The organism is Streptomyces sp. NPDC127129 (genome assembly GCF_042671585.1).
In the GTDB taxonomy this organism is placed as follows: Bacteria; Actinomycetota; Actinomycetes; order Streptomycetales; family Streptomycetaceae; genus Streptomyces.
In genome coordinates this window covers 288793-313915 of the sequence record NZ_JBHXTV010000007.1, presented here as the reverse complement: position 1 = coordinate 313915, position 25123 = coordinate 288793, and the positions used below count along the sequence as shown (strand labels likewise).

General features: G+C 71.9%; 24 protein-coding genes, 1 tRNA gene and 1 pseudogene. 14 read left to right on the top strand and 12 right to left on the bottom strand.

Going from position 1 to position 25123, the window contains the following annotated elements; genetic code table 11:
- Positions 1-8 precede the first annotated feature (8 nt).
- Positions 9-752, bottom strand: a complete 744-nt coding sequence (locus tag ACFVGW_RS16395) for an ABC transporter permease (protein ID WP_352191379.1) — start codon at positions 750-752, stop codon at positions 9-11.
- On the bottom strand, positions 745-1722 hold the full coding sequence (locus ACFVGW_RS16390; RefSeq protein WP_385852443.1) for an ATP-binding cassette domain-containing protein: 978 nt from the start codon (positions 1720-1722) through the stop codon (positions 745-747). Before ACFVGW_RS16390 ends, ACFVGW_RS16395 begins: the two co-directional genes overlap by 8 nt.
- 67 nt (positions 1723-1789) lie before the next feature.
- Here ACFVGW_RS16390 and ACFVGW_RS16385 point away from each other — a divergent pair, with 67 nt between their 5' ends.
- Complete coding sequence (locus tag ACFVGW_RS16385; RefSeq protein WP_385852442.1) at positions 1790-2587, top strand: TetR/AcrR family transcriptional regulator; 798 nt, start codon at positions 1790-1792, stop codon at positions 2585-2587.
- Here the strand turns inward: ACFVGW_RS16385 and ACFVGW_RS16380 are convergent.
- The 3 genes from ACFVGW_RS16380 to ACFVGW_RS16370 all read right to left on the bottom strand — a co-directional run bounded on the left by ACFVGW_RS16380 (position 2512) and on the right by ACFVGW_RS16370 (position 5238).
- The gene (locus ACFVGW_RS16380; RefSeq protein WP_385852441.1) at positions 2512-3408 is read right to left on the bottom strand and encodes a hypothetical protein; all 897 of its coding nucleotides are present in this window, start codon (positions 3406-3408) and stop codon (positions 2512-2514) included. The two genes, ACFVGW_RS16385 and ACFVGW_RS16380, sit on opposite strands and share 76 nt — an antisense overlap.
- A 67-nt stretch (positions 3409-3475) precedes the next feature.
- Positions 3476-4213, bottom strand: coding sequence for a hypothetical protein (locus ACFVGW_RS16375; RefSeq protein ID WP_385852440.1), 738 nt, complete (start codon positions 4211-4213; stop codon positions 3476-3478).
- Positions 4214-4368: 155 nt separating this feature from the next.
- On the bottom strand, positions 4369-5238 hold the full coding sequence (locus ACFVGW_RS16370) for a LysR family transcriptional regulator (protein WP_385852439.1): 870 nt from the start codon (positions 5236-5238) through the stop codon (positions 4369-4371).
- Positions 5239-5310: 72 nt separating this feature from the next.
- Here ACFVGW_RS16370 and ACFVGW_RS16365 point away from each other — a divergent pair.
- Positions 5311-6240, top strand: a pseudogene (locus tag ACFVGW_RS16365) (DMT family transporter); the annotation flags it as partial.
- Here the strand turns inward: ACFVGW_RS16365 and ACFVGW_RS16360 are convergent.
- The 3 genes from ACFVGW_RS16360 to ACFVGW_RS16350 form a co-directional block, all read right to left on the bottom strand.
- Positions 6158-7669, bottom strand: a complete 1512-nt coding sequence (locus ACFVGW_RS16360; protein WP_385852438.1) for an MFS transporter — start codon at positions 7667-7669, stop codon at positions 6158-6160. The pseudogene ACFVGW_RS16365 and the gene ACFVGW_RS16360 sit on opposite strands and share 83 nt — an antisense overlap.
- 101 nt (positions 7670-7770) lie before the next feature.
- On the bottom strand, positions 7771-8256 hold the full coding sequence (locus ACFVGW_RS16355) for a MarR family winged helix-turn-helix transcriptional regulator (protein ID WP_385852437.1): 486 nt from the start codon (positions 8254-8256) through the stop codon (positions 7771-7773).
- 194 nt (positions 8257-8450) lie between these two features.
- Positions 8451-9182 (bottom strand): SDR family oxidoreductase, encoded by a 732-nt coding sequence (locus ACFVGW_RS16350; RefSeq protein ID WP_385852436.1) that lies wholly within the window; start codon positions 9180-9182, stop codon positions 8451-8453.
- A 94-nt stretch (positions 9183-9276) separates the two neighbouring features.
- Here ACFVGW_RS16350 and ACFVGW_RS16345 point away from each other — a divergent pair, with 94 nt between their 5' ends.
- The 4 genes from ACFVGW_RS16345 (at position 9277) to ACFVGW_RS16330 (ending at position 11696) form a co-directional block, all read left to right on the top strand.
- Positions 9277-10167, top strand: a complete 891-nt coding sequence (locus tag ACFVGW_RS16345; protein WP_385852435.1) for a LysR family transcriptional regulator — start codon at positions 9277-9279, stop codon at positions 10165-10167.
- A gap of 55 nt (positions 10168-10222) precedes the next feature.
- The gene (locus ACFVGW_RS16340; RefSeq protein ID WP_385852434.1) at positions 10223-10660 is read left to right on the top strand and encodes a helix-turn-helix domain-containing protein; all 438 of its coding nucleotides are present in this window, start codon (positions 10223-10225) and stop codon (positions 10658-10660) included.
- 28 nt (positions 10661-10688) lie between these two features.
- Positions 10689-11267 carry a hypothetical protein gene (locus tag ACFVGW_RS16335; protein ID WP_385852433.1) on the top strand — a complete coding sequence of 193 codons (579 nt, stop codon included), beginning with the start codon at positions 10689-10691 and terminating at the stop codon, positions 11265-11267.
- Between the two features lie 87 nt (positions 11268-11354).
- Entirely contained in the window at positions 11355-11696 is a 342-nt protein-coding gene (locus tag ACFVGW_RS16330; RefSeq protein ID WP_352190231.1) for a DUF2516 family protein, read from the top strand.
- A gap of 75 nt (positions 11697-11771) precedes the next feature.
- On the opposite strand, the gene ACFVGW_RS16325 is transcribed toward ACFVGW_RS16330, so the two are convergent.
- The 3 genes from ACFVGW_RS16325 to ACFVGW_RS16315 form a co-directional block, all read right to left on the bottom strand.
- Positions 11772-13019: a PP2C family protein-serine/threonine phosphatase gene (locus ACFVGW_RS16325; RefSeq protein WP_383226031.1), complete on the bottom strand. Its 1248-nt coding sequence runs from the start codon at positions 13017-13019 to the stop codon at positions 11772-11774.
- Between the two features lie 225 nt (positions 13020-13244).
- Positions 13245-14342: an NlpC/P60 family protein gene (locus ACFVGW_RS16320; RefSeq protein ID WP_385852432.1), complete on the bottom strand. Its 1098-nt coding sequence runs from the start codon at positions 14340-14342 to the stop codon at positions 13245-13247.
- Positions 14343-14772: 430 nt separating this feature from the next.
- Positions 14773-15579: a class I SAM-dependent methyltransferase gene (locus ACFVGW_RS16315; protein ID WP_383288946.1), complete on the bottom strand. Its 807-nt coding sequence runs from the start codon at positions 15577-15579 to the stop codon at positions 14773-14775.
- A gap of 243 nt (positions 15580-15822) precedes the next feature.
- Between ACFVGW_RS16315 and mshA the strand changes: the two genes are divergently transcribed.
- From mshA to ACFVGW_RS16300, 3 genes are all read left to right on the top strand, one after another.
- Complete coding sequence (mshA, locus tag ACFVGW_RS16310) at positions 15823-17166, top strand: D-inositol-3-phosphate glycosyltransferase (RefSeq protein WP_383226026.1); 1344 nt, start codon at positions 15823-15825, stop codon at positions 17164-17166.
- Positions 17159-17662: a YbjN domain-containing protein gene (locus tag ACFVGW_RS16305; RefSeq protein ID WP_385852431.1), complete on the top strand. Its 504-nt coding sequence runs from the start codon at positions 17159-17161 to the stop codon at positions 17660-17662. The genes mshA and ACFVGW_RS16305 overlap by 8 nt, the downstream gene beginning before the upstream one ends.
- A gap of 130 nt (positions 17663-17792) precedes the next feature.
- Positions 17793-19439 (top strand): glycosyl hydrolase family 28-related protein, encoded by a 1647-nt coding sequence (locus tag ACFVGW_RS16300; protein WP_385852430.1) that lies wholly within the window; start codon positions 17793-17795, stop codon positions 19437-19439.
- Between the two features lie 59 nt (positions 19440-19498).
- Here ACFVGW_RS16300 and ACFVGW_RS16295 read toward each other — a convergent pair whose 3' ends face one another.
- A complete protein-coding gene (locus ACFVGW_RS16295) occupies positions 19499-20830 on the bottom strand; it encodes an MDR family MFS transporter (RefSeq protein ID WP_385852429.1) in 1332 nt (443 codons plus the stop codon).
- Positions 20831-20954: 124 nt separating this feature from the next.
- On the opposite strand from ACFVGW_RS16295, the gene ACFVGW_RS16290 reads away from it, so the two are divergent.
- From ACFVGW_RS16290 to ACFVGW_RS16270, 5 genes are all read left to right on the top strand, one after another.
- Positions 20955-21716 carry a phosphoglyceromutase gene (locus ACFVGW_RS16290; RefSeq protein WP_385852428.1) on the top strand — a complete coding sequence of 254 codons (762 nt, stop codon included), beginning with the start codon at positions 20955-20957 and terminating at the stop codon, positions 21714-21716.
- A 420-nt stretch (positions 21717-22136) separates the two neighbouring features.
- Positions 22137-22219: transfer RNA gene (locus ACFVGW_RS16285), tRNA-OTHER, on the top strand.
- Positions 22220-22313: 94 nt separating this feature from the next.
- Positions 22314-23639 (top strand): FG-GAP repeat domain-containing protein, encoded by a 1326-nt coding sequence (locus ACFVGW_RS16280; protein ID WP_385852427.1) that lies wholly within the window; start codon positions 22314-22316, stop codon positions 23637-23639.
- 254 nt (positions 23640-23893) lie between these two features.
- The gene (locus tag ACFVGW_RS16275; protein WP_385852426.1) at positions 23894-24460 is read left to right on the top strand and encodes an LPXTG cell wall anchor domain-containing protein; all 567 of its coding nucleotides are present in this window, start codon (positions 23894-23896) and stop codon (positions 24458-24460) included.
- A gap of 148 nt (positions 24461-24608) precedes the next feature.
- Positions 24609-25076 (top strand): GNAT family N-acetyltransferase, encoded by a 468-nt coding sequence (locus ACFVGW_RS16270; protein ID WP_385852425.1) that lies wholly within the window; start codon positions 24609-24611, stop codon positions 25074-25076.
- Positions 25077-25123 lie beyond the last annotated feature (47 nt).

Below are 25123 nucleotides of genomic sequence, written 5' to 3'. Positions count from 1 at the left end.
GGCTTCCCTCACCTCGTACGGAGGCGGAACAGCGCTCCCGAGGCGGCGATGCCCGTGGCCATGATCCCTGCGCACCAGGCCAGCGCGATCCAGGGCGTGTCGCCCACCGGCCGGTCGAGCAGCAGCCCGCGCATCGACTCGATGAGAGGGGTGACGGGCTGGTGCTCGGCGAAGCCGTGCAGCCAGCCCGGCATGGTCTCGATCGGGACGAACGCGCTGCTCGGGTAGGGCAGGAACATCATGAAGAACGTGACCCCGCCCGCCGCTTCGGGTGTGCGGGTGAGCAGCCCGAGCGCCGCGGCGAGCCAGGAGATCGCGGTGATGAAGGCGACGAGCAGTCCGAGCGCGGCGAGCCAGCCGAGCGGGGTTGCGGTGGGCCGGAAGCCGATCGCGAAGGCGACGCCGAGGACGAGTGCGGTGGCGACGAGGTTGCGGGCGACGCTGGCGCCGACATGGCCGGCGAGGATCGGCGTACCGCCGATGTCGAGCGAGCGGAAGCGGTCGATGATCCCGCCCTTCATGTCCTCGCTGACGCCGACGGCGGTCCCCGCGGAGCCGAAGCCTGAGCAGAGGATGAGGACGCCGGGGACGACGTAGGTCACGTACCGCGTGCCGGTGTCGATGGCTCCGCCGAAGAAGTAGACGAAGACCAGCATCAGCATGATCGGCAGCATCATCGAGGTGATGACGGCGTCGACGTTGCGGCGGCCGAGGCGGAGCCCGCGGCCGGTCATGGTGAGGGCGTCAGACATGGAGGGGCTCCTTCTCCGTGAGTGTCAGGAAGACGTCGTCGAGCGTCGCGGTGCGCAGGGCGAAGCGGACGATGTCGGTGCGGCCGGGGTCGAGTTCGTCGAGGAGCGCCCGGACCTGGGTGGCGCTGCCGTCGGTGGGGACACCGAGGGTGAGGGTCTCGGGCTCGTGGTGGACGGCCCGGTCGGCGAGCCGGAGGTAGCTCTCCCGGTCGCGCAGGACGAGGTCGAGGCGGTGGTCGGCGAACCGGGACTTGAGCTGCTGCGCGGTGCCTTCGGCGACGACACGGCCGGCGTCCATGACGGCGATGCGGTCGGCGAGCCGGTCGGCCTCCTCCAGGTACTGGGTGGTGAGGAAGACGGTCGTACCACTGTCGGAGAGGGCGCGGACCACGTCCCAGAGTTCCCTGCGGCTGCGCGGGTCGAGTCCGGTGGTCGGCTCGTCGAGGAAGATCACCGAGGTCTCGCCGGCGTCGCGGACCAGGCCGGCGGCGAGGTCGAGGCGGCGGCGCATGCCGCCCGAGTACGTCCTGGCGAGGCGCTCGCCCGCCTCGGAGAGGCCGAACCGCTCCAGGAGTTCGGTGGCGCGGCGGGCGGCGGCCGGGCGGGAGAGGCCGGAGAGCCGGGCCATCATGCGCAGGTTCTCCGCGCCGGTCTGCATCTCGTCGACGGCGGCGAACTGTCCGGTGAGGCTGATGGCGCGCCGCACCCGGGACCGCTCGCGGGCGATGTCGTACCCGGCCACGCGCGCCCGGCCGGAGTCCGGCGCGGTGAGGGTGGCGAGGATGCGGACCGTGGTCGTCTTGCCGGCGCCGTTGGGCCCGAGGAGGGCGAAGACGGTGCCCTGTTCGACCCGGAGGTCGAGGGAGTCGAGCACGGGGACGGTCCCGTAGGCCTTGCGCAGGCCGGTGGCTTCGACGGCGGGTGGTGCGGCCGGGAGGGCGCGTGGTGCGGGCGCGACGGCGGGTGGCATGGGTCCCCCTGGGATCGGTACTGCGTATGCCTTACGCGTTACTGTGTAAGGGTTACGCATTACTAGGATGGCCGTCAAGCGAAGAAGGGCGGATGCGGTGGCGGACGACAAGAGCGAGGGCGGCGGAGGCTTCCTGCCCGCGAGCATCGAGGCCGCCTGGGGGCTGCGCGAGCGCCCCTCCAAGGGCCCCAAGCCGGGGCTCACCCTCGACCGGATCGTGACGACGGCCGTCGCCGTCGCGTCGGCGGAGGGCCTCGACGCGGTCTCCATGGGCCGGATCGCCAAGGAACTCGGCGTCTCGCCCATGTCCCTCTACCGCTACGTCGGCGCGAAGAGCGAGCTGTACGTCCTGATGCAGGACGTCGCCACGGGTGCCCCGCCCGCCCCGCCCCCGGCCGGCACCGGCTGGCGCGAGGGGATCGAGCACTGGGCCCGGGCGATGCGCGAGGTCTACCACCGCAACCTCTGGATGCTCCGCATCCCGCTCTCCGGCCCGCCCGCGACGCCGAACACCGTCGCCTGGTGGGAGCGGGCCATGGTCGCCCTGGCGGGCACCGGTCTCGACGAGGGGAGCAAGGTCTCGGTCGTCATGCTCCTCGGCGGCTTCGTCCGCAACGAGGCGCTGATGATGGCCGACCTCGCCGCCGTCATCAGCGCGAGCGGGCAGAGCCCGGAGGAAGTCCTCTCCCGTTACGGCCACACCCTGCGGCGCCTCGCCGACCCGGACCGCTATCCGGCGGTCGCGCGGATGCTGGACTCGGGGGTGATGGAGCAGGCCGACGAGCCGGACTACGAGTTCCGCTTCGGCCTGGACCGGATCCTCGACGGGGTCGCGCTGCTGGTGGAGGGGGCCGGGCGCTCGTAGAACTGCAGCACGCCGCCGACGCTGAAGCACGCCGCTCCCGTGAGCGTGCCCCAGTTCGCGACGGCGGCGCTCACCATGTCCCCGGACGAGGGCCGGGTGAAGGCGGTGACCGCCGAGGCCATGAAGAGGAACGACCCGAGCTGGTTGACCGCCACGATCCACCAGGCGAGGTCGTGCGGGAGGAGCCGTGGCCGGCCGTGGCAGACCTCGACCAGTGCGAGGTGTCCCGAGATCAGGAACAGGACGCAGCCGACCATGTCCGGGGCCCAGACGATCCTGTTCACCTGCTGCACCGAGAGCCCGTGCAGCAGGGAGTCCACCAGGTTGACGCCGAACACGAGGGTGCCCGCGAACAGCACGAAGGTGCTGAGCCAGTCGATCCGGCCCGGTTCGTAGCTCCACCACCTCCAGCGCCGCGCGGCCAGCGTCCCGGCCTCGTGGTCGCGGTCGGGGGTGTTGATCACCTGGAGCAGTGAGGCGTATCCGCCGGTGTTGAAGAAGAGGCCGCCGGTGAAGTAGATCCAGGCGCTCGTCATGTCGCCCGGACCGAACTGGGCCAGCCCGGCCCCGAGCGCGAACAGCGCGCCCCCGACGGTGAACGCGCACGCGGCGACGGCGTTCAGCCTGCGCATCCGTCCGACCGAGACGCTGTCCGCCGTCCGTGTGCGGGGCTCCGCCTCGCCCGCGGCATGGACGGTCAGCAGGGCCCGCTTGCGCGCCAGGCGCGATTCCCAGACGGCGGTGACGCCCGCCTCGGGCCGCCAGGTGACCCGGGTCGTGAACGGTCCCGCTCCCTCGGAGTGCACCTTCGCTCCCGCCACGAGCCGACTGTATCCCTCCAGGGGAGAATTCGCCCTTGTCTTCATGAATCGGGCGATATGTCAGTACCTAGGTGAGCACGTTGACGGCGCGGGCGACGACCAGTCCGAGGATGACCAGGGAGACGAGGGACTGGACCGCCATGGTGATCTTGGCCCAGGGCGCCAGTGGCATGACGTCCGTGGGGCTGAAGGCGGTGGCGTTGGTGAGTCCGAGGTAGAGGTAGTCGACGTAGCGGGGGCGCCAGTCGGGCGGGGCGAGCTCGGGGCTGAGCTGCTGGGGGAAGGCGAGCGCCGGGGTGGCCGGCATCCGGTGGGCGCGGGCCGCCGCTCCGCCGCCGTCGAGCTCGAAGTACAGCAGGGAGAACGCGAGGACCGTACCCGCCCAGACGGTGCCCCCGGTCTGCAGCAGGCTCGTCGCGGAGGCGGTCTCCTTGCCGTTGTGGATGATGTCGTCGATCAGCTGGAGGGTCGACCAGACGGCGCTGAGGGCGAGCACGCCGACGAGGGCGATCGCCACGGCACGCAGGGCGGAGGAGCGGCGGTCGATCCGGCCCGGATCGCCCGCGATCAGCGTCAGCAGGAGCAGCCCTTCGACGGAGGGCAGCACCCACTTGGGCGCGATCCGCAACGAGTCGGGGACCAGCACGGTGAGCGCCATCGCGGTGACGACGGCGACGGCCATCGGCCAGCGGGCCTCGCCGACGGGCTCGGGCTCCTGCAGCTGCGGACCGTGCGGTCCCTGTGGGTCGTGAGGTGGCTGCGGTTCCTGCGGTTCCTGTGGCGGGGGAGCGTGGTCTCGGCTCACGTCGATTGCTCCCTGTCGGTGTCGTGGGCCGGTCGGCGGGCCGGCCCCCGGGGGTCCGTCCCCGGGGATCCGTCCCACTCCACTACGCCTCGCCGGGCCGCGCACGGCCCGGGACCCGGCCGGGGCAACACGACGACCGGAACGGCGGAGCGGGCTCACGCCTCCTGAAGTGCCGTCAGGAGGTCCCGTACGGCGGGCAGCGCCAGGGAGGACTCCCGTACCGCCGCGTGGATCGAGCGGACCGGCTCGGGGCCACTGACCTTCCGGACGACCACGTTCGGGTGGCGGCTGCCCAGGCCCGTCAAGGGGACCAGGCTGATGCCGAGGCCGGCGGCGACGAACCCCTGCGCGGTGGCGTACTCCTCGCACTCCACCGCGATGTCCGGTGTGAAACCGGCCGCCGCGCAGGCCTCCAGGACCGCGTCCAGGCAGGGGCCGGGGCGCTCGCTGCCGACCCAGGGCTCGCCCGCGAGGTCGGCGAGGTCGAGGTGCTCGCGGTCGGCGAACCGGTGGTCCCGGGGGAGGACGGCCCGGTACGGGTCGTCGAGGAGGTGGACGAGGCGGAGTCCGTCGGCGGACGGCGTGCCCCGTGGCCGGACCACGAGCGTGAGGTCCGCCTCCGGGTCGGGCGCCGCGCCCTCGGCGATCCTCAGGTCCACCCGTACACCCGGGTGTTCGGACCGGAAGCGGGCCAGGGCGGGGGCGACGAGGTCGGTGCCCGCGGTGGCGAAGTACCGGACGGTCACCTGACCGGTGCGTCCGGCCCGCAGGTCCGCGAGCGCGGTCTCGGCCTCGGCGACCTGGCGGCCGATCAGGGCCGCGTGTTCCGTGAGCAGCAGCCCGGCGGCGGTGGGCCGGACGCCCCGCCCGGAGCGTTCGAGCAGCGCGATGCCGGCCTCCTTCTCCAGGACGTTGATCTGCTGGCTCACGGCGGAGGGCGTGTAGCCGAGGTTCGCGGCGGCGGCGGTGACCGAGCCGCTGGTGACGACGGCCCGGAGGACCTGCATGCGTCTCACATCGAGCATGTAGGACAGCTTAACGATGGGTGCATGATTCTGCGCTTGTCCTGTCGAGTTGCGGCGGGGACCGTGGTCAGCATGACTTCGGCGACGCGCATGGGCGTCCTGGCCCTGCTCTGGGGCTCGGGCTTCCTCTGGATCAAGCTGGCTCTCGACCACGGCCTCACTCCCGGGTGGATCACCTTCGTACGGTGCCTGCTCGGGGCCGGCGTGCTGCTCGCGCTCGCGTGCGCGGCCGGGCAGAAGCTGCCGCGGGACCGCACGACATGGGGGCGGCTGGCGGTCGCGGCGTTCTTCTGCAACGCCCTGCCGTTCCTGCTGTTCGGCATCGGCGAGCAGTCGGTCGGCAGCGGTGTCGCGGGCGTCCTGAACGCCACCACCCCGCTCTGGTCCCTGCTCATCGGGGCGGCGCTCGGCACGGAGCGCGGCCTCGGTGCGGCGAAGGCCGGCGGGCTCGTCCTCGGCTTCGCCGGGGTGCTGCTGATCTTCGCGCCCTGGAGCGGGGACTCCGGGCTGCTGAGCTGGGGCGCCCTGGCCCTGCTCGGCGCTTCGGCGAGCTACGCGGTGGCCTTCGCGTACATGGCCCGCAGGCTCACCGGCCGGGGCACCGCGCCCATGGCGCTCTCCGCGGCCCAGCTCCTGGCGGCGACCGCGCTGAGCGCGCCGGCGCCGCTGGCCCTGGCGCCGGGCGCGGGGGCGGTGACCTGGGCGGGGGTGGGTGCGGTCGTCGTCCTCGGGGTCTTCGCGACCGGTCTGACCTTCCACCTCAACTACCGGATGATCGCCGAGGAGGGCCCGACGAGCGCCGCGACGGTCGGCTACCTGCTGCCGGTGGTCTCGGTGGCGCTCGGGGCCCTCGTGCTCGACGAACCGCTGACGGTACGGGTCGTGGCGGGGGTGGCGGTCGTACTCGCCGGTGTGGCGCTTACGCGGCGGGCGCCGCGACCCGCTCCCGCTTCCGCCCCTGCACCTGCTCCTGTCCGAGCTTCTCTCCCCGCTCCTCCTCCTGCTGCGCCGGCCGACCGCTCTTCGGCCGGCGCAGCACCGTGACGGCGACCGCGAAGGCGGCGGCGAGGAGCCCGGTGGCGACGGCGAACGCCAGGTGGTGACCGGCGGTCATGGCCTCGGCGAGGGGGCGGCCCGCCTCGGTCAGGGATTCGGTGCGGGCGGCGGCCAGGGTGGAGAGGACGGCGATCCCGAGGGCCATGCCGATCTGCTGGGTGGTGTTGAACAGGCCCGAGGCGAGGCCCGCGTCCTCCTCCTTCGCGCCGGACATGCCCAGCGAGGTCAGGGCGGGCAGCGCGAGGCCGAACCCGGCCGCCAGCAGCATCACGGGCAGCAGATCGGTGACGTACGAGGCGTGCACCGGGAGGCGGGTGAGCAGGCCGAGCATCACCACGAGCAGGGCGAGCCCGGTGAGCAGGACGGCGCGCTCGCCGAAGCGGGCGTTGAGGCGGGCCGAGACGCCCAGGGACACCGCGCCGATGACGGCGGCGGCCGGCAGCATCGCGAGACCGGTCTCGGCGGCGCCGTACGCGAGGACCTTCTGCAGGTGGAGCGCGACGAGGACCTGGAAGGAGAAGAGGGCGGCGACCATCAGCATCTGGACCAGGTTGGCGCCCGAGACGCTGCGCGAACGGAGGATGCGGAGCGGCATCAGCGGGTTCGCGATCCTGGCCTGACGGACGGCGAAGCCGGCGAGGAGGGCGAGCGAGAGCGCGCCGAGGCCGAGGGTGTGGGCCGAGGCCGCGCCGTACTCCTCGATCTTGACGACCGCGTAGATGCCGGCCATCAGACCGGCGGTGACGAGCAGCGCGCCGAGCACGTCCGCGCCGCCGCCGGCCCTGAGGCCCGGGCCGTGGTCGGCGGGCAGGGCACGGAGGGCGACGAGGAGGGTCGCGACGCCGATGGGCAGGTTGATGAAGAAGATCCAGTTCCAGGTGAGCGCGTCGGTCAGCACCCCGCCGAGGACCTGTCCGATGGAGGCGCCGGCCGCGCCGGTGAAGCTGAACACGGCGATGGCCCTGGCGCGTTCGCGGGCCTCGGTGAAGAGCGTGACGAGGATGCCGAGGCTCACGGCCGAGGCCATCGCGCTGCCGACGCCCTGGAGGAAGCGCGCCGCGATCAGGACGCCGGGGGAGGCGGCGACGCCGGCGAGCAGCGAGGCGGCGGTGAAGACGGCCGTGCCCGCGAGGAACATCCGCCTGCGGCCGATCAGGTCGCCGAGGCGGCCGGCGAGGAGGAGCAGCGAGCCGAAGGCGATCAGGTACGCGTTGACGGTCCAGCTGAGCCCGGCCGGGGTGAAGCCGAGGTCGCTCTGGATGGCCGGCATGGCGACGGTGACGATGCTGCCGTCGAGGACCGTCATCAGCATCCCGGTGGCCAGGACGCCGAGCGCGAGCGAGCGGGAGCGGGAGGGGGCGGGTGTGGCGGGCATGGGGTCTCTCCTGTTCGACGGAGGCAACAGGAAAGACCGTAGCAGATAGTTCCGTTGCAGACTATCTTTTACGGATCGAGAACGAGGTTGTGAGGGCCGGGTCAGCCCTTCTGTCGCGCCCGACGGGCCGGCCGCGCGCCTTCGACCGGAGTCTCCAGATGGCCGGTGACCAGGCGGTTCAGCGCACGCAGCAGCACGTCGCGCTCCTCGCCGGGGAGTGAGGTCAGGGCGCTCTGGTGGACCCGGTCGACGATCTCCTGGCTCTCCGCCGCGATCTCCGCCCCCTTCTCCGTCACCGCGATGATCCGGGCGCGCCGGTCGGTGCTGGAGGGCCGGCGCTCGGCGAGGCCGGCCTTCTCCAGGGCGTCGACGGTGACGACCATCGTGGTCTTGTCCATGTCCCCGATCTCGGCGAGCTGCGCCTGGGTGCGCTCCTCCTCCAGGGCGTGCACGAGGACGCAGTGCATACGGGGGGTGAGCCCGATCTCCCCGAGTTCGGCGGTCATCTGCGTCCGCAGGACGTGGCTGGTGTGGTCCAGGAGGAAGGAGAGATCCGGTTCGGTGCGCGCGGGTGCCATCGCTGTCATGCCAGCCAGGGTAAGGCCACTCGATCCGTAGCGGATTATCGAAAAGCGGACGACAGGCCCGGGCGCGCGACAGGGCGGGCGGCGCTCAGGCCCGGGCAGACGGCAGGCCCGGGCAGACGGCAGACCCGGGCAGACGGCAGGCCCGGGTGGACGACGGGCCCTGGCGGCCGTCAGGCCCCGTCCTTCCGCGCGCGTCACCAGGGCACGATGCCGGCGTCTTCGAAGAACTGGCCGGTCGGGCCGTCGTCGGGCAGGGTCGCGAGCCTGATGGCGATCGCCGCGCCCTGTTCGGGGGTGCGCACGCCGCGGAAGCCGTTGAGGTCGGTCGCGACGTAGCCGGGGCAGCCGGCGTTGATCAGGATGTTCGTGCCGCTCAGCTCTCGGGCGTACTGGAGGGTGACCGCGTTCAGGAACGTCTTCGACGGCGAGTACGCCACGGCCACCGGACCCGCCGTCAGCCCGGCAGCGGTTCCTGACTGCCGGGTGAGGGAGCCGACACTGCTGGACATGTTGACGATCCGCGGTGCGGCGGAGCGGCGCAGCAGCGGCATCATCGCGTTGGTGACGCGGATGACGCCGATCACGTTGGTCTCCACGACCGTCCGGACGGTGACGGGATCGACCCGGGTGGGCTCCTGCGGTGCGTCGCCGGCGATGCCGGCGTTGTTGACGAGCACGTCGAGGCGCCCCGCCCGTTGCTCGATCAGCCGTGCTGCGGCGGTCGCGCTCGCGTCGTCGGTCACGTCCAGTGGTACGCCGAACGCGTCGACGCCGAACGCGCGCAGTCGTTCCACCGCGGCCTTGCGGCGCTGATCGTCGCGTGCGCCGACTCCGACGGTCCAGCCGAGGGCGCCAAGGCCCGCGGCGATCTCGTAGCCGATTCCCTTGTTCGCGCCGGTGACCAGCGCAATCGTTCGTTCACTCATGGGGACCATGCTGTCCTCGGACGCCGGCTGGGGTCCAAGACCGATCGGGTGGGCGGCGATACCGTGCGGGTATTGATCCGGGTAGCGTGGCCGTATGGAGACCCGGGAACTGCGCTACTTCGTCGCGGTCGCCGAGGAGTTGCACTTCGGGGCCGCCGCGCGGCGGCTCGGCATCGCGCAGCCGCCTCTGTCGCGGGCGATCCAGCAGCTCGAACGCAGGCTCGGGGTAGTGCTGCTGGATCGGACCAGCCGCACCGTCGCACTGACCGAGGCCGGTTCGGTGCTGCTGGCGGAGGGCCGCGCGGCCCTCGATGCGGTCGACGCCGCTGAACGCCGGACCCGCCGCGCCGCGCTTGCCACCACCGGCCGTCCTGGCCTGGTCCTGGTCACGAAGGCCAGCGCGTCCAGAGAACTGCTGGCGAACCTGCTCGACGCGTACGCCGCCGAACCCGGGGCGGTCCCGGTCGAGGTCATCCTGTGCGGGCCGGCCGAGCAGGAACGACTCCTGCGCGAGGGCCGGGCCGACGTGGCGCTGCTGCACCGCCCGTTCGACTCGACGTCCGGGTTCGACACCGAAGAACTCAGCACGGAAGGCCAGGTCGTGGTGCTGCCGGCCGGGCATCCGCTCACCGGCCGGGCCCATGTGCACATGGCCGACATCACCGGGCTGCCGGGCCTGCCCCTGCCACGCTGGCCCGACCCCGACGGCACCTACCCGCCCGGCCCTGGCCCGCAGGTCCGCGACCACGCACAGCTGTTGCAGCTCGTCGCACTCGGCCGCGCCTGCGCGGTCTCACCGGAATCGTGCCGAGCCCAACTGCATGATGACCTCGCGGCAGTGCCCGTGCTGGACGCCCCGACCGTCACCACCGTGATCGCCTGGCCACCGCACAGCCGGTCCAGGGCCGTCGCCGACCTTGTCCGGACCGCGACCCGCCTCCAGCGGTGCGCGAGCACCCACAGTCCGCCATGCGGTGAGGCGTGACACTCTTGCTAGCGCCTGCTTGCAAAAGTTAGCGCTGGATGTCATCGTCACGGGCATGGCATCACTCAACGTCGGCAATCTTGGCGAGTATCTCCGTGAGCAGCGGCGCACCGCGCAGCTGTCGTTGCGGCAGCTCGCGGAGGCCGCGGGGGTGTCCAATCCGTATCTGAGCCAGATCGAGCGCGGTCTGCGCAAGCCCAGCGCCGAGGTGCTGCAGCAGGTCGCCAAGGCCCTGCGGATCTCCGCCGAGACGCTGTACGTGCGGGCCGGAATCCTCGACGAGAAGGAGCGGGACGAGCTGGAGACGCGCGCCGTCATCCTGGCCGACCCCTCCATAAACGAGCGGCAGAAGCAGGTACTGCTCCAGATCTACGACTCCTTCCGCAAGGAGAACGCCGCCGAGGCGGCCGAGGCGGTCCAGGCGGTCCAGGTGACCGACACCGCCGGTACCGCCGATGCCGCCGGCGCCACAGCCGAACCCAGCCCGAGCTAGTACGTACACATCCGGGAGGACCACCACCATGGCCATCATCGAAGAACTGCGTACCCCCCTCTACTTCGCCGCCGGCACCGCCGACCTCGCCGTCCAGCAGGCCAAGAAGGTCCCCGGCCTGATCGAGCAGATCGCCGCCGAGGCGCCGGCCCGCATCGACGCCGTCCGCAACACCGACCCCAAGGCCGTTCAGGAGAAGGTCACGGACCGGGCCAAGGAGGCCCAGGCCACCGTGCAGTCGAAGCTCGCCGAGGTCGTCGGCACCCTCGACACCGACCTGAAGAAGCTCGGCGAGACCGCTCAGGACCTGGCCCTGCGGAGCGTCGGCGTGGCCGCCGAGTACGCGGTCAAGGCGCGCGAGAAGTACGAGGAGGTCGCCGCCCACGGCGAGGAGGCCGTCCGGGCGTGGCGCGGTGAGGTGGCCGAGGAGATCACCGAGATCGCAGTGGTCGTCGAGCCGGAGTCGGCGAGCACCCCCGAGGCGAAGAAGGCCGAGCCGAAGCCCCAGGTGCCTGCCGCCAAGACGGCCGAGGCGCCCAAGCCCGCCCGGAAGCCCACCGCCCGCAAGGCGCCGGCCAAGAAGCCGGTCTCCGCCACGGAGAAGTAACCCCCGGGCACCAATCAGGGTGTCCGGTGCGTTCTACCGGGTACCTTGGCCGCGAGGGCTCCACATCACTGACTAGGCGGTTCAGACATGTTGCGCGACGGATTCGACCTCGGTCTCTCCCTGGTGACGGACCTGGTCTTCCTCGGCTTCGCCGTCGTCTCGTTCGTCTTCGCCGCCATGGCACGCGAGGACGCGTATCGCGCGGCCGAGAAGCAGAGCAAGAAGTTCTGGCTGATCATCCTCGGTATCAACCTCGTCCTGAACCTGGTTCTGGACATGTTCTTCCTGCAGATCGCCGGGGTCATCGCCGCCATCGTCTTCATGGTCGACGTGCGGCCCGCCCTCAAGCAGGTCTCCGGCGGGGGCGGCGGCCGGCGCGGCGGGTCGAGCAGCGACGGTCCGTACGGTCCCTACAACGGCGGCCGGTAGGAGCGGACGGAGAGCCGGTACGGCCGCAGGGCCGGAAGGCCCGTACGACGTTCGTGGGACCCAAGGGGCCCGGGGTCAGCCCCGGGCCCTTTCCAGTGCCAGGACCGCCACGTCGTCCGTCAGCTCCCCGCCGTTCAGCGAGCGCACCTCCGCCACCGCCGCCTCCAGGAGCTCCTCGCCCCGCAGGCCCTCCGCCAGCTGCCGGTTGATCATCTCGACCATCCCGTCCTGGCCGAGCCGCGGCGAGCCCGGGCCCGCCGAGCGGCCCTCGATCAGGCCGTCCGTGTACATCAGCAGGCTCCACGCCCCGCCCAGCTCCACCTGGCGCCGGGGCCAGCGGGCGCGCGGCAGCAGGCCGAGGGCCGGGCCGCCGTCCTCGTACGGGAGCAGCCGCGCGGGCCGGTCCTTGCGGGCGATCAGCGGTGCGGGGTGTCCGGCCAGGCAGAGGCCCGCCCGGCGCCCGTCGGGGGCGATGTCGACCGTGCAGAGCGTCGCGAAGATCTCCTCGCTCTCCCGCTCGTGCTCCAGGACGCGCTGGAGCGTGGAGAGCAGCTCGTCGCCGCAGAGGCCCGCGAAGGTGAGCGCGCGCCACGCGATGCGCAGCTCCACGCCGAGCGCCGCCTCGTCCGGGCCGTGCCCGCAGACGTCGCCGATCATGGCGTGGACCGTGCCGTCGGGGGTGCGGACGGTGTCGTAGAAGTCGCCGCCGAGCAGGGCGCGGGAGCGGCCGGGCCGGTAGCGGGCGGCGAACCGCAGGTCGGAGCCCTCCAGGAGCGGGGTGGGGAGCAGCCCGCGCTCCAGCCGGGCGTTCTCCTGGGCCCGCAGCCGCGACTCGGTGAGCTTCACCTGCACCGCGTCGGCCCGCTTGCGCTCGACCGCGTACCGGATGGCCCGGCTCAGCAGCCGGCCGTCGAGCTCCTCGCGGAAGAGGTGGTCCTGGGCCCCGACCCGTACCGCCTCCGCCGCCAGCTCCGCGTCGGCCGAGGCCGCGAGCGCCAGGACGGCGTGGCGCGGCGCGAGCCGCAGGATGTGGCGCAGGGGCGCGAGTGTGTCGTCGCCGGCGGCGCGGGGCCCGGGGAGCGCCAGGTCGACCAGGACGCAGTGCACGTCGTCGGTGAGCAGCCGCTCGGCCTCGGTGAGGTTCCGGGCGGTACGGATGCGGACGCGGGTCCCGTCGACGTCGTCGAGCATCTCGGGGACGGCGAGCGCACCCGCCGGGTCGTCCTCGACGACGAGCAGCGTGAGATCGGTGCCTGTCGCAGCGGGCACAGCGCCGGGCGCCTCAGCAGTGACGATTCTCTGGCGCGGTACGGGTACGGGCATCGGTCGTGGTTTCCTTCCCTCCCCCCGAGGGCGCGGCGGGGCGACGAACGACGTCCCGCCAGACGGGGACCATAGCGGTACCGCACCGGGGAGCGGAATGGCGATCACGGTACGAGCATCGATGGGCCCTTGGCATATGCCGCGCATGGGGAGGTTGTTGCCCGCGGAGCCATGACGAACATCACGCCGGACGGCCACCGGAAGGGATCCCTCCGGTGGCGTGGGTCACTCCGGGCGGACCACTCCCAGGATCTCCATCGAACCCGCACCCGCGAGGGTCACGTTCCGCCCTGGACGCGGCGCGTGGACCATCGCCCCGTTTCCGACGTACATCCCGATATGGCTGGCGTCCTTGTAGTAGACGATCAGATCGCCCGGCCGCATGTCCTTGATGTCCACCCTGGGCAGGAGGCGCCACTGCTCCTGCGAGGTGCGCGGGATGTTCCGGCCCGCCTTGCCCCAGGCCCGCTGGGTCAGTCCCGAGCAGTCGTACGAGTCCGGGCCCTCGGCGCCCCAGACGTACGGCTTGCCGATCTGCGCCGTCGCGAACTCCACCGCCCGCTTGCCCTGGGGCGTCGCCGTGTTGTTCAGGCCCTTGAGCACGCCGGTGTCCAGCCAGGCGGTCTGCGCCCGGTACTGCTCCTGCTCCTCCAGGCGCAGCAGCCGCGCGCGCTCCTCGGCCGCCAGCTCGGACTCGAGCTTCTTGGCGGCGGCTATCTTCTCCTCGATGTCCTTCTTCGCCTCGGCCTGCTTGACGCGGTTGGCCTCCAGCTTGGTCCAGTTGGTGCCCGCGTCCTTGGCATAGACGGTCAACTGGGCCTGGGTCCTCGTCATTTCGGCCAGCAGGTCCTTGGTGGCCTTCTGACCCTCCTTGAGGCGCCCGGCGTTGTCCAGGAAGAGCTGCGGGTCGTCGGTGAGGACGAACTGCGCGCCCTCGGGAAGCCCGCCGTTGCGGTACTGGGCGCGGGCTGCCGCGCCCGCCTGCGCCTTGAGCGCGTCGATCTTCTCGCGTCCGGCGACGATCATCTTGGCCAGCCGGACGATCTCGGCGGACTGCTCCTTGGTCTGCTCCTCGGCGAGGTTGTACGCGTCGGTGGCGGCGGCCGCCTTCCGGTACAGGCCGTCGATCTCCTTGCGCACCTCTTCGAGGGTCTTCTTCGGCGCGGTGGGCGGGAGCGGGGCCGCGGGCGCTGCGGGTGCCGCGGGCGCCGCCTTCGGAGCGGCCGGGGCCGCCGAGGCCTGAAGCGTCAGCGCGGGCGAGGCCAGCACCGTCAGGGCGCAGACCACGGTGATCGCGGCGTTGACACAGCGGCGTCGGTTCACAAGCTCCCCCTCGTACGGCCCGCACCGGTATCTGATTTACCGTCAGTAACTTCGTCGTGACCTTGGTGATGGTGCCACGCGGAACGCGAAAGCAACAGGGGATACCGGGCCCTGTCGGGTCACTTTCCCCCACAGGGGACGAGTGAGGTGGGTGTTGCGTTCCCGACGTGCCGCGAATTCACCGGCAGTTGGCGTCCGGACGGCCCTTCGGAAGCCGCGCGTCCGCCCCTCGGCCGAGCCGGCCGAGCCGGCCGAGCCGGGGTGGAACTATGGGTGACCGGGCAGCGCGCCGCGCTCCGGACCGGCCGTCTCGCCCTGTCACGGGGCTGGCCGGACCAGCCGGCAGGCCGTTCCAGTCGGCCGTCATCCCTATGAGGGGGGACGGGGCACCCTCTGGGCCACAGGCACGGGGGAGGGGAAGGGCCGATCGTCAGCGGGGGGCCAGTGCTTCCCAGCGGACCGTCACTTCGCCCTGACGCCACCGCCGGTGTCCGTCCGTCAGGGGCCAGTCCGCCGCCAGATCGCGTACGGCCCGGATCCAGCGCTGCCGCGCGCCGAGCGAGGCGAACGGAGCGGCCGCCGCCCAGGCCCGGTCGAAGTCGCGCAGGAACGCGTGCACCGGCTCGCCCGGCACGTTGCGGTGGATCAGCGCCTTCGGGAGCCGCTCCGCGAGGTCCGAGGGCCGGTCGAGCGAGCCGAGGCGGGTCGCGAACGTCACCGTCCGCGGGCCGGTGCGGTCGAGCGCCACCCACACGTGGCGCCGCCCGATCTCGTCGCAGGTCCCCTCGACGAGCAGCCCCGCCGGCGCGAGCCGTGCGCACAGTCGCGCCCAGACCGCGGCCACCTCGTCCTCGTCGTACTGCCGCAGCACGTTCGCGGCCCGGATCAGCGCGACCTCGCCCGGGACGGGGACCTCGAAGCCGCCGTGCAGGAAGGTGAGCCCCTCGGTCTCGTACGGGCGGGCGGCGGCGACCCGGGCCGGCTCGATCTCGATGCCGACGACCTCGGTACGGGGGTCGGCGGTCCGCAGCCGGGCCAGGAGCTCCACGGCGGTCCAGGGGGCGGCCCCGTACCCCAGGTCGACGGCGACGGGCGGCTCGGCGGAGCGGCGCAGCGCCGCGCCGTGGACGGCGGCGATCCAGCGGTCCATGCGGCGCAGCCGGTTGGGGTTGGTGGTCCCGCGGGTGGCCGTGCCGACGGGGCGGCTCGGGGTGCGGAGCGTGGTGCGCGGGGCCATGGAACGAGGGTACGGGGCGCGCCACGCCGTGGGGACACGGCAATGAATTGGCAAAACGGAAATGGATGGCGACATTCCGGTGTTGTGCGGCGTGAAGGGCGCACTGCGCGTCCCTTTTGCCGTGCCCGCACCACCCGCGGGTCTGCTCCACCTGCACGACCGCTCCACCTGCACGACCGCACCACCTGCACGACCGCACCGCCCCGCAAGGCCCGCCATCCCCTCAGCGGAAGGACCGTCGACGTGAGCCAGTACGTGTCCCGGCTCGCCGGCTCCCTGGCGACGCCGCCCCGGCTCCGGCTCCCCGGACGCCACCGGACCCCGCGCCGGGTGGCCATGCTCAGCGTCCACACCTCGCCCCTCCACCAGCCGGGCACCGGCGACGCGGGCGGCATGAACGTCTACATCGTCGAGCTGGCCAAACGCCTGGCCGCCATCGACATCGAGGTCGAGATCTTCACCCGGGCCACCACCGGCGGCCTCGCCCCGGCCGTCGAGCTCGCCCCGGGCGTTCTCGTACGGCATGTGGACGCCGGGCCGTACGAGGGCCTGGCCAAGGAGGAGCTGCCCGCACAGCTCTGCGCCTTCACGCACGGCGTGATGCGGGCCTGGGCGGGCCACCGCCCCGGCTACTACGACCTGGTCCACTCCCACTACTGGCTCTCCGGGCACGTCGGCTGGCTCGCCGCCGAGCGCTGGGGCGTCCCGCTCGTCCACGCCATGCACACCATGGCCAAGGTCAAGAACGCGGCGCTCGCCGAGGGCGACACCCCCGAGCCCGCGGCGCGCGTGATCGGCGAGACGCAGATCGTCTGCGCCGCCGACCGGCTGATCGCCAACACCGCCGAGGAGGCCGACGAGCTCGTCCGCTTCTACGAGGCCGAGCGGGCGAAGGTCGCCGTCGTCCACCCGGGCGTGAACCTGGACCACTTCCGCCCGGCCGACGGCCGCGCCGCCGCCCGCGCCCGCCTCGGGCTGCCCGCCGACGCCTTCATCCCGGTCTTCGCGGGCCGTATCCAGCCGCTGAAGGCCCCCGACATCCTGCTGCGGGCCGCGGCCGTGCTCCTGGACCGGGATCCGTCGCTGCGCTCGCGCATGGTCGTGCCGATCGTCGGCGGGCCGAGCGGGAGCGGTCTCGCCAAGCCCGAGGGGCTGCAGAAGCTCGCCGCGCGGCTGGGCATCGCGGACATCGTCCGCTTCCACCCGCCGGTCGGCCAGGACCGGCTCGCGGACTGGTTCCGGGCGGCGTCGGTGCTGGTCATGCCCTCGTACAGCGAGTCGTTCGGCCTGGTCGCCATCGAGGCGCAGGCGGCCGGGACCCCGGTCGTCGCGGCCTCCGTGGGCGGCCTTCCGGTCGCGGTGCGGGACGGTGCCACCGGCTTCCTCGTGCCGGGCCACGACCCGGTCGACTACGCACGCGCGCTCGGGCGGTTCGTGGCCGAGCCGGCGCTCTCCGTCCGGATGGGCGCGGCGGCGGCCCGGCACGCGGAGTCCTTCGGCTGGGACACGGCGGCCTCGGGCACGGCGGACGTCTACACGGCGGCGATGCACGATCATCGCCGTCGCGTACGCTCGCACCATGGCTGAGCAAGCTGAGGACGTACGGCGGGTCGTCGAGGACACCTTCAAGGACGCCGAACTGGAGTGGGAGTCACCCGAGCCCGGCTCGTACGTGGTGAAACTCCCCGGCACGCGCAAGCTCTTCACCACCCTGTCGCTGCGCGTCGGCCGCCACTCCCTCTCCCTCAACGCGTTCGTCATCCGCCACCCCGACGAGAACGAGCCGGGCGTCCACCGCTGGCTCCTCGAGCGCAACCTCAAGCTGTACGGCGTGAGTTACGCGGTCGACGGCCTGGGCGACATCTATCTGACCGGCAAGCTGCCGCTGGCCGCCGTCACCCCGGACGAGCTGGACCGGCTCCTCGGCTCGGTCCTCGAAGCGGCGGACGGCTCCTTCAACACGCTCCTGGAGCTGGGCTTCGCGAGCGCGATCCGGCGTGAGTACGAGTGGCGGGTCTCGCGCGGCGAGTCGACGCGCAACCTGGACGCGTTCACCCACCTGACCCAGAAGCCCGCGAACTGACGGCCTGACGGCCGCTCTTCCGGCTCTCGCCGGTTGACTGCACGACCCCTTCCGTACCCGCCGTGGCCGTGCCATGCTCACCGCCGTCGCAGATATGAATGTCGTTCACATCCATGAAAGGTGTGGGCTCATGGGAATCAGCAGAAGACAGTTCGTGGGCGGTGCGGTGGCGGTAGGGGCGGCCGCCACGACCGGATTCCGGCCGGGGGCGCGGGCGGAGTCCTCCGCTCTCTGGAAGGAGTACGCGGACTCCCCGTACACCCACCCCCAGATCCCCTACGTCGGCCGCGCCGGCGCACGCGGCGGCGCCGCCCGGCCGAGCCGGCCGCCCGTCGTCGCGAACGTCCTCGCCCACGGCGCCACCCCCGACGGCTCCGCCGACTCGGCCGCCGCCATCAACCGGGCCATCGCCGCGGCGGGGGAGCGCGGCGGCGGCACGGTGCTCGTCCCGCCCGGCACGTACCGCATCGACGACCTCATCCACATCGGCGACAGCGGCGTCGTGCTGCGCGGCGCGGGCTCGGGCCGGACGACACTCCGCGCGACGAGGCACCTCACGGAGCTGATAGGCCCGTACGGTTCGCGCTACGGCGGCGACAAGTCCTCCTGGTCCTGGGCCGGCGGCCTGATATGGCTCGCCCCGCGCGCCCGCCACGCCTCTCTCGTCGGGGCGATCCGCGCCAAGGCCTGGCCCTTCGAGGGCTGGACGGGCAACAGGCGCGACGAGTGGGAGACCCTGACCACCGTCCGCCCGGCGCGGCGCGGCGACTGGTCCGTGACAGTGGACGACCCGTCAGCCGTACGGCGGGGAGCACTGGTTCTGCTCCGCCTCGCCGACGACGCCGGCCACACACTCCTGGAGCACATGGCGGGCGGCGGCGCCGGGCCGGAGTCGTACCAGTGGGACGACAAGACCAAGCTGACGTCGTACGTGCCGTACGAGTGGCCGGTCCGGGTGGTCTCCGTGCAGGGCCGGAAGGTGACGCTGGAGCGCCCCCTTCCGCTCGACGTCCGCCCGGAGTGGGACCCGCGCCTGACGACGCTCGCGCAGCCGCTCACCGGCGCGGGCGTGGAGGGCCTGACGCTGGAGGCGGTCGAGACGCCCCAGTCCCCGCACCTCCTCGACAAGGGCTACAACGGCGTCACGTTCCAGTGCGCGTACGACTGCTGGGCCGAGGACGTCGTCGTACGGCACGTGGACAACGGCTTCGGTCTCGTCGCCGCCTCCGCCTGCACCCTGCGGCGCACCCGGGTGGAGGGGCGCGGCTCCCACCACCCGTACTTCTGCCGCGAGGGCGCGCACGACAACCTGATCGAGGACTTCCGCATCGCGGCCCGTACGGTCCCGGCCCCGGCGGGGACGCAGCTCCACGGCATCAACGTCGAGGGGCTCTCCAGCTGCAACGTCTGGTCGCGCGGGGTGATGGAGATGGGCACCTTCGACACCCACCGGGGCATGCCGTTCGCCAACGTACGGACGGAGATCACGGTCGAGAACAACGGCCGCCACGGCGGCGACGCCTCGGCGGGACCGCTGTACGGCGCCCGCTTCGCGCACTGGAACGTGACGGTCACGAACGGCCGGGCGGGCCTGGTCAAGATCGACACGATCGCCCCGTACAGCGCGACGGTCGGCATCAGCGAGGTCACCGAGTTCGACCAGATCGACGTTCCCGACTTCACGGGGGAGCTGCACGCGCGCGTGGAGGCGTACGGCAACCCCGGGTCGGTCCGCCCCCGGAACCTGTACGAGGCCCAGCGGACGCTCGGGCGCTGACACGGACGGAGCCCCCGGCGCCGAGGCGCCGGGGGCTCGGGGACGTGAGAGCCGGAGTGCTACGAGACCGCGTCCTGAGGCTCGGGCTCGCGGGCGGTCCCCACGGGCTTGGTGAGCGTCGGCGACGCGTCGGCCGGGGTGTCTGCCGGGGTGCCGGCCGGGGCGTCCGCCGGGGTGCCGTCCGCGAGGGCCTTGCGGAGCCGGGTCGTGTAGCCGATCGCGGCGACGGCTCCGAGGACGGCGGTGCCCATCCAGAGGAAGTCCGGCCCCGGTCCGTCGACGACCCAGCCCGCGAGGATCGGGGCGAGGAAGCCGGACAGCGCCCAGGACATGCCCATTACGCCCTGGTAGCGGCCGCGGGCGTGCTCGGGGGCGAGCTTGGCGGTGGCGGCGGCGTTGGTGGGGACGTGGACCATCTCGCCGATGGTCCACACGACGACGGTGGCGGCGAAGACGAGCGGGGTGCCGGCCAGGGCCGTGGCGCCGGTGCCGACGGCGAAGAGCAGCGAGGAGACGGTGAGCAGCACGGTCGGAGAGCGCTTCTCGGTCACCTTGTTGACCAGCAGCTGGAAGGCGACGATCACGACACCGTTGACGGCGATGACGGCGCCGTACGCGCCCGGCTCCAGTCCGGCCGCCGCCATGGAGAGGGGCAGGCCGACCCAGGGGGCGGTGAAGACGAGGCAGACGAGGAGGTTGAGGAGGACGAGCGTACGGAAGGGGGCGTCGCGCAGGACGTCGAGGACGCTGACCCGGTCCTTCTCGACGATCTCTCCGGCCGGGTTCCGGCGCGCCTCGGGGCGGGTCTCGGGGAGGCGGAGGAAGACGATCAGGGCGCAGAGCGTGACCGCGACGGCCTCGATGACGAAGAGGGTGCGGTACCCGAGGAAGATCGCGGCGCCACCGCCGAAGGCGGCGACGGCGAAGCCGAGGTTGAGGGCCCAGTAGTTGAGGGCGAAGGCCCGGCGGCGGTCGTGCTCGGGGACCATGTCGGTGATGGTCGCCGAGATGGACGGCCGGACGGCCTGCATGGAGACGCCCATCACCAGGACGACGGCGGCGACGCCCCAGCCGGTGGAGACCAGTGCGAGGGCGGCGGCACAGGAGGCCGTCACCAGGTGCATGGTGACCATCGTGGGCCGTCGGCCCCACTTGTCGGTGAGCGTGCCGCCGAGCGGGGAGCCGGCGACGCCGCCGAGACCGTGGAGGGCGAGGACGAGCCCGGCGAACCAGGCGGAGTGGCCGAGCTCCTGGGTGAGATAGAGGGAGAGGAAGGTGAGCACGAAGGCGCCGGTCCGGTTCACCAGGGTGGAGAGCCAGAGCCACCAGAAGCCGGCGGGAAGCCCGGAGACCGTCGCGCGTGCTGATCGCCTGAGCGAGTCGATGGACATGTGTGGCCGGCCCCCGTGTGTGTAAGTCCCTCTAACGGCACCCGTAACTTACGCATCTCATACGCCGGACGCCAGCGAATTGACGGTGCACGTCAATCGTCGGGCGTCTATTAGGCTCGGGCGCATGGCCGACGCACCGTACAAGCTGATCCTCCTCCGCCACGGCGAGAGCGAGTGGAACGCCAAGAACCTGTTCACCGGCTGGGTGGACGTCAACCTCACCGAGAAGGGCGAGAAGGAGGCGGTCCGCGGCGGTGAGCTGCTCAAGGACGCCGGCCTGCTGCCCGACGTACTGCACACCTCCCTCCAGAAGCGCGCCATCCGCACGGCGCAGCTCGCCCTGGAGTCCGCCGACCGCCACTGGATCCCGGTCCACCGCTCCTGGCGCCTGAACGAGCGCCACTACGGTGCGCTCCAGGGCAAGGACAAGGCGCAGACGCTCGCGGAGTTCGGCGAGGAGCAGTTCATGCTCTGGCGCCGCTCGTACGACACCCCGCCGCCGGCGCTCGAGGACGGCACGGAGTTCTCCCAGTCGGACGACCCGCGCTACGCGACGATCCCGCCGGAGCTGCGCCCGCGGACGGAGTGCCTGAAGGACGTCGTCGACCGCATGCTGCCGTACTGGTACGACGGCATCGTCCCGGACCTCCTGGACGGCAAGACGGTCCTGATCGCGGCCCACGGCAACAGCCTGCGCGCCCTGGTCAAGCACCTGGACGGCATCTCGGACGAGGCCATCGCGGGCCTGAACATCCCGACGGGCATCCCGCTCTCCTACGAGCTGGACGAGAACTTCAAGCCCCTCAACCCGGGCGGCACCTACCTCGACCCGGAGGCGGCGGCCGCGGCGATCGAGGCCGTGAAGAACCAGGGCAAGAAGAAGTAAGAATAGTGATCATGCCCCTGGCCTGCGCACACGGCGCAGATCGGGGGCATTTTCGCGCCCTGGGCCAGCGCTGGGCCCTCAGCGCGGAGAGTCGCCGGGCCTCAGGGCGGGTTGAGCGACTCCTATCGGGCACGCTCTTCGCGGCCGGGGAACCCTCATGGCGGCCGCCGAGTCGGAGCGCCTGGAACGGTCAGAAGCAACCCCTTCGCTAAGCTGACCCCACACTCTCTGATTGCAGGCGGGACTTGGGGAGAGCTCCCCTCAGGGCCCGCCCATCGAGACGCTCCTGAGGGGAGGGCCGAGGGCGACGCGCTCCCGCCTGGCGCCCTGGCCGCTGCTGAACTCGTCGCGGGGGAAGGCCGGATCTCCGCCCACCGAAATGGAGGCTTCCCGCTCCGGGTCAGCGCGTAGGCTGCGTGCATCCCTCGTCGTCTAGTGGCCAAGGACACCGGTCTCCGGTTCGCCCGGAATCGGAAACCCGGGTTCGAATCCCGGCGAGGCTACCCGGAATTGAATTCCAAGAAGACCGGGATGCCTGGCCCGCTCCCACAGGGCAGGTACGTCCCGTACAACCTTCTGCCCTCTCGCTCGTCACACATGGGTGAGGCGCGTGGTGCCTCTGGTGTCTTCGAGGGGGAACTGAACGTGTCCTATGCCCGTGCGACCCGACGGCGGCTCTGTGCCGCCATCACCACTGTGCTTGCCGTGTCGTTCAGCGCCAGTGTGGTGAGCACCCCGGCGTTTGCAGCCCCCATCGGCACGGACATAGCGGCGGCCGTGGGCCCCGCCTCCGCTGAGGACGACGTCACGCTTGTCCGGCACACCGTGCCGTCCGTCATCGATCTGAGCACCAAGACATACTTCAAGATGGACTGGACGCTCACAGGGGCCGGATGGGCCACGGTAGTTCTACGCCACACGCGGACCGGGATCACGACCAAGCACCTCCTCGGCGACGCGGGCAGCCCTGGCACCTTCTACCTTTTCTGGGATGCCCACGCCAGCAACATCGGTGACGTCCCGAACGGTGACTACACGTGGACGCTCACGGCCGAGACCCTCAACGGGACCCCTCTCGACTTCCAAGCCTCCGGTTCCTTCAAGCTCGTCCGCAAGACCGCACCACACGACTTCAACGACAACGGCTCGCTCGACATCATCCGGCGTGACGACCACGGCGGGCTGTGGCGGGCCGACACCACCATTTACGCCGGCGGCACGCTGGACCAGGAGTCCCACCAGTTCATTGGCCGAGGCTGGGAGATCTACGATCAGATCGAAGCGGCTGGCAACCTCGGTGGAGCGGCGGTCGGCGACCTCCTGGCCCGCGACAGATCCGGCGTGCTCTGGCTGTACCAGGGCAATGGGCGAGGCGGCTTCGCCACCCGGATCAAGGTTGGCGCCGGCTGGCAGATCTACGACAAGATCGCGGCGGGCAGCGATCTGACGAACGACGGCCGTGCGGATCTGATCGCCACCGACAAGTCCGGCGGTCTCTGGCTCTACCCCGGCACAGGGAACGCCAGCACCCCCTTCACCGCCCGCAAGAAGATTGGTACGGGCTGGAGCATCTACAACGAGTTGACCGCCGTCGGCAACATCGCGGGTGGCGCGGCCAGCGACCTAGTCGCCCGCGACAAGTCCGGCGTGCTCTGGCAGTACCTGGGCAAGGGTGACGGCACATTCGCCCCGCGCACGAAGATCGGCGGCGGCTGGAACACCTACGGCTGGCTCATCGGAGCCGGCGACGTCAACAAAGACGGCCGCCCCGACCTCCTTGGCGGCATCAATGCCCGCCCGTACTCCGGTGCCAACGACTCCCTCTACCTCTACCGGACAACCGGCGACTGGCGCGCACCCTTCGCCCCTGCTCAGCAATCCTCGGTGTACAACCCGGGTTACACGTGGGACAAAATCGCCTGACGCCTGAGGCCGGACATGCCTCAGGCAGCCGATCGCGAGGGCGTGATTCGACAGTGCGAAGTGGCCTTCAGGGGCCGCTAGAGCGTGAACGGGGGGCGCCGTGCGGCGCGTCGGGGAGGTTGGGAGGGCTCGGGACCTGGACACCGCAGGGGTTAACCCGGACGCACCCGTCCGGGTCGCATCGAAATCTGTCCGGGTTGTCCAACGCTGTGACCTGCGCGAACGTCTGGCCGTCCGCGTCTTGTCCGGGTCTCGTGTTCGCCGGCTACGCCGGCATCCACGCCAAGAACCCCGACCTCGTCGTACAGGCGAAGGTCGACGGCCGCTGGAAGGTCATGAAGGGTGACGACCGGACCGTGAACCTCCCGGCGATCGCGAAGGGACTCGGCGCGGACTCCGGCCGGCGCACCCTGTCGCTGCGGGTCAAGCTGGGCGACTCCACGGGGATGACGCGCCTGACGCGGATGATGCTGCACACCGAGCCCCGCCTGGACGCCGAGAACGGCTGGGCCTTCGGGGGCGCCGGCGGCACGGAGATCGTCCTCGGCCCGGTGAAGGCGACGCCCACGCCGTCCGCCAGCCCGTCGGTCACGCCCTCCACCTCCCCGACGGTCACGCCCACCACCACCAGCTCCTCCGCCTCCGCGTCCTCGGCACCCACCTCGCCCGCGGCCCCGGCCGCGGCCCGTAACGGGGCCGTCGACGGTTCGCTCGCCGACACCGGTTCGGATTCCACGATGCCGCTGTACGTCGCCGCCGCCCTCGTGGCGCTCGGCGGCCTGGCCTGGATCGCCGCCCGTCGCCGCCGCGCGCACCGCTGACCCCCTCCGTATGACTCCTGCCCCGCCGGATCTTCCGGCGGGGCAGGGGCGTGTGCGGGCCGGGGAGGGCGCTTCGCCGGCCTGGTTCTCGGCCTCCGCCTGGCATATTCACGGGCACGGTCCCCGAGGTGTCGGTAGCCTCCGCGTCATGTCTACCGCGCTCCGTCTCGAGAAGATCACCCCCGACAACGTCGACGACGCGATCGCCTTGCGCGTGCATCCTCACCAGGAGAAGAACGTCGCCCCCGTCGCGAACTCGCTGGCGGAGGCGTACGCCTTCGGTGAGCCCGCCTGGCCCCGCCTCATCTTCGACGGCGACGAGCTCGTCGGCTTCCTGATGGCCTTCCTCGACATCCAGTGGGCCCCGAAGAAGGACCCCGACGACTACCGCAGCGGCCTCTGGCGGCTCAACATCTCCGCCGATCACCAGGGCAAGGGGTACGGGCGCTTCGCCGTCGAGGCGGTACGCGAGGAGATACGGCGGCGGGGCGGCAGCCTGATGTACGTGTCGTGGGAGGCGGACGAGGACGGCCCCGGCGACTTCTACCGCAAGCTGGGCTTCCGCGAGACCGGCGAGACCACCGGGGGCCAGCCGGTGGGCGTACTCGACGTGTGACGCCGGCGCGGCGGCGAGGTGAGAAGCCCCGCCCGGGGGCGAATCCC

What these genes read in the sequence shown, in the direction of transcription:
- ACFVGW_RS16290 (WP_385852428.1), top strand. Translation starts at nt 20,955, where the DNA reads ATGGCCGACGCACCGTACAAGCTGATCCTCCTCCGCCACGGCGAGAGC.
- ACFVGW_RS16300 (WP_385852430.1), top strand. Translation starts at nt 17,793, where the DNA reads ATGGGAATCAGCAGAAGACAGTTCGTGGGCGGTGCGGTGGCGGTAGGG.
- ACFVGW_RS16385 (WP_385852442.1), top strand. Translation starts at nt 1,790, where the DNA reads ATGGCCGTCAAGCGAAGAAGGGCGGATGCGGTGGCGGACGACAAGAGC.
- ACFVGW_RS16315 (WP_383288946.1), bottom strand. Translation starts at nt 15,579, where the DNA reads ATGGCCCCGCGCACCACGCTCCGCACCCCGAGCCGCCCCGTCGGCACG.
- ACFVGW_RS16345 (WP_385852435.1), top strand. Translation starts at nt 9,277, where the DNA reads ATGGAGACCCGGGAACTGCGCTACTTCGTCGCGGTCGCCGAGGAGTTG.
- ACFVGW_RS16325 (WP_383226031.1), bottom strand. Translation starts at nt 13,019, where the DNA reads ATGCCCGTACCCGTACCGCGCCAGAGAATCGTCACTGCTGAGGCGCCC.
- ACFVGW_RS16340 (WP_385852434.1), top strand. Translation starts at nt 10,223, where the DNA reads ATGGCATCACTCAACGTCGGCAATCTTGGCGAGTATCTCCGTGAGCAG.
- ACFVGW_RS16335 (WP_385852433.1), top strand. Translation starts at nt 10,689, where the DNA reads ATGGCCATCATCGAAGAACTGCGTACCCCCCTCTACTTCGCCGCCGGC.
- ACFVGW_RS16370 (WP_385852439.1), bottom strand. Translation starts at nt 5,238, where the DNA reads ATGCTCGATGTGAGACGCATGCAGGTCCTCCGGGCCGTCGTCACCAGC.
- ACFVGW_RS16395 (WP_352191379.1), bottom strand. Translation starts at nt 752, where the DNA reads ATGTCTGACGCCCTCACCATGACCGGCCGCGGGCTCCGCCTCGGCCGC.
- ACFVGW_RS16305 (WP_385852431.1), top strand. Translation starts at nt 17,159, where the DNA reads ATGGCTGAGCAAGCTGAGGACGTACGGCGGGTCGTCGAGGACACCTTC.
- ACFVGW_RS16295 (WP_385852429.1), bottom strand. Translation starts at nt 20,830, where the DNA reads ATGTCCATCGACTCGCTCAGGCGATCAGCACGCGCGACGGTCTCCGGG.
- ACFVGW_RS16390 (WP_385852443.1), bottom strand. Translation starts at nt 1,722, where the DNA reads ATGCCACCCGCCGTCGCGCCCGCACCACGCGCCCTCCCGGCCGCACCA.
- ACFVGW_RS16355 (WP_385852437.1), bottom strand. Translation starts at nt 8,256, where the DNA reads ATGACAGCGATGGCACCCGCGCGCACCGAACCGGATCTCTCCTTCCTC.
- ACFVGW_RS16330 (WP_352190231.1), top strand. Translation starts at nt 11,355, where the DNA reads ATGTTGCGCGACGGATTCGACCTCGGTCTCTCCCTGGTGACGGACCTG.
- ACFVGW_RS16280 (WP_385852427.1), top strand. Translation starts at nt 22,314, where the DNA reads ATGGGTGAGGCGCGTGGTGCCTCTGGTGTCTTCGAGGGGGAACTGAAC.
- ACFVGW_RS16270 (WP_385852425.1), top strand. Translation starts at nt 24,609, where the DNA reads ATGTCTACCGCGCTCCGTCTCGAGAAGATCACCCCCGACAACGTCGAC.
- ACFVGW_RS16350 (WP_385852436.1), bottom strand. Translation starts at nt 9,182, where the DNA reads ATGAGTGAACGAACGATTGCGCTGGTCACCGGCGCGAACAAGGGAATC.
- ACFVGW_RS16360 (WP_385852438.1), bottom strand. Translation starts at nt 7,669, where the DNA reads ATGCCCGCCACACCCGCCCCCTCCCGCTCCCGCTCGCTCGCGCTCGGC.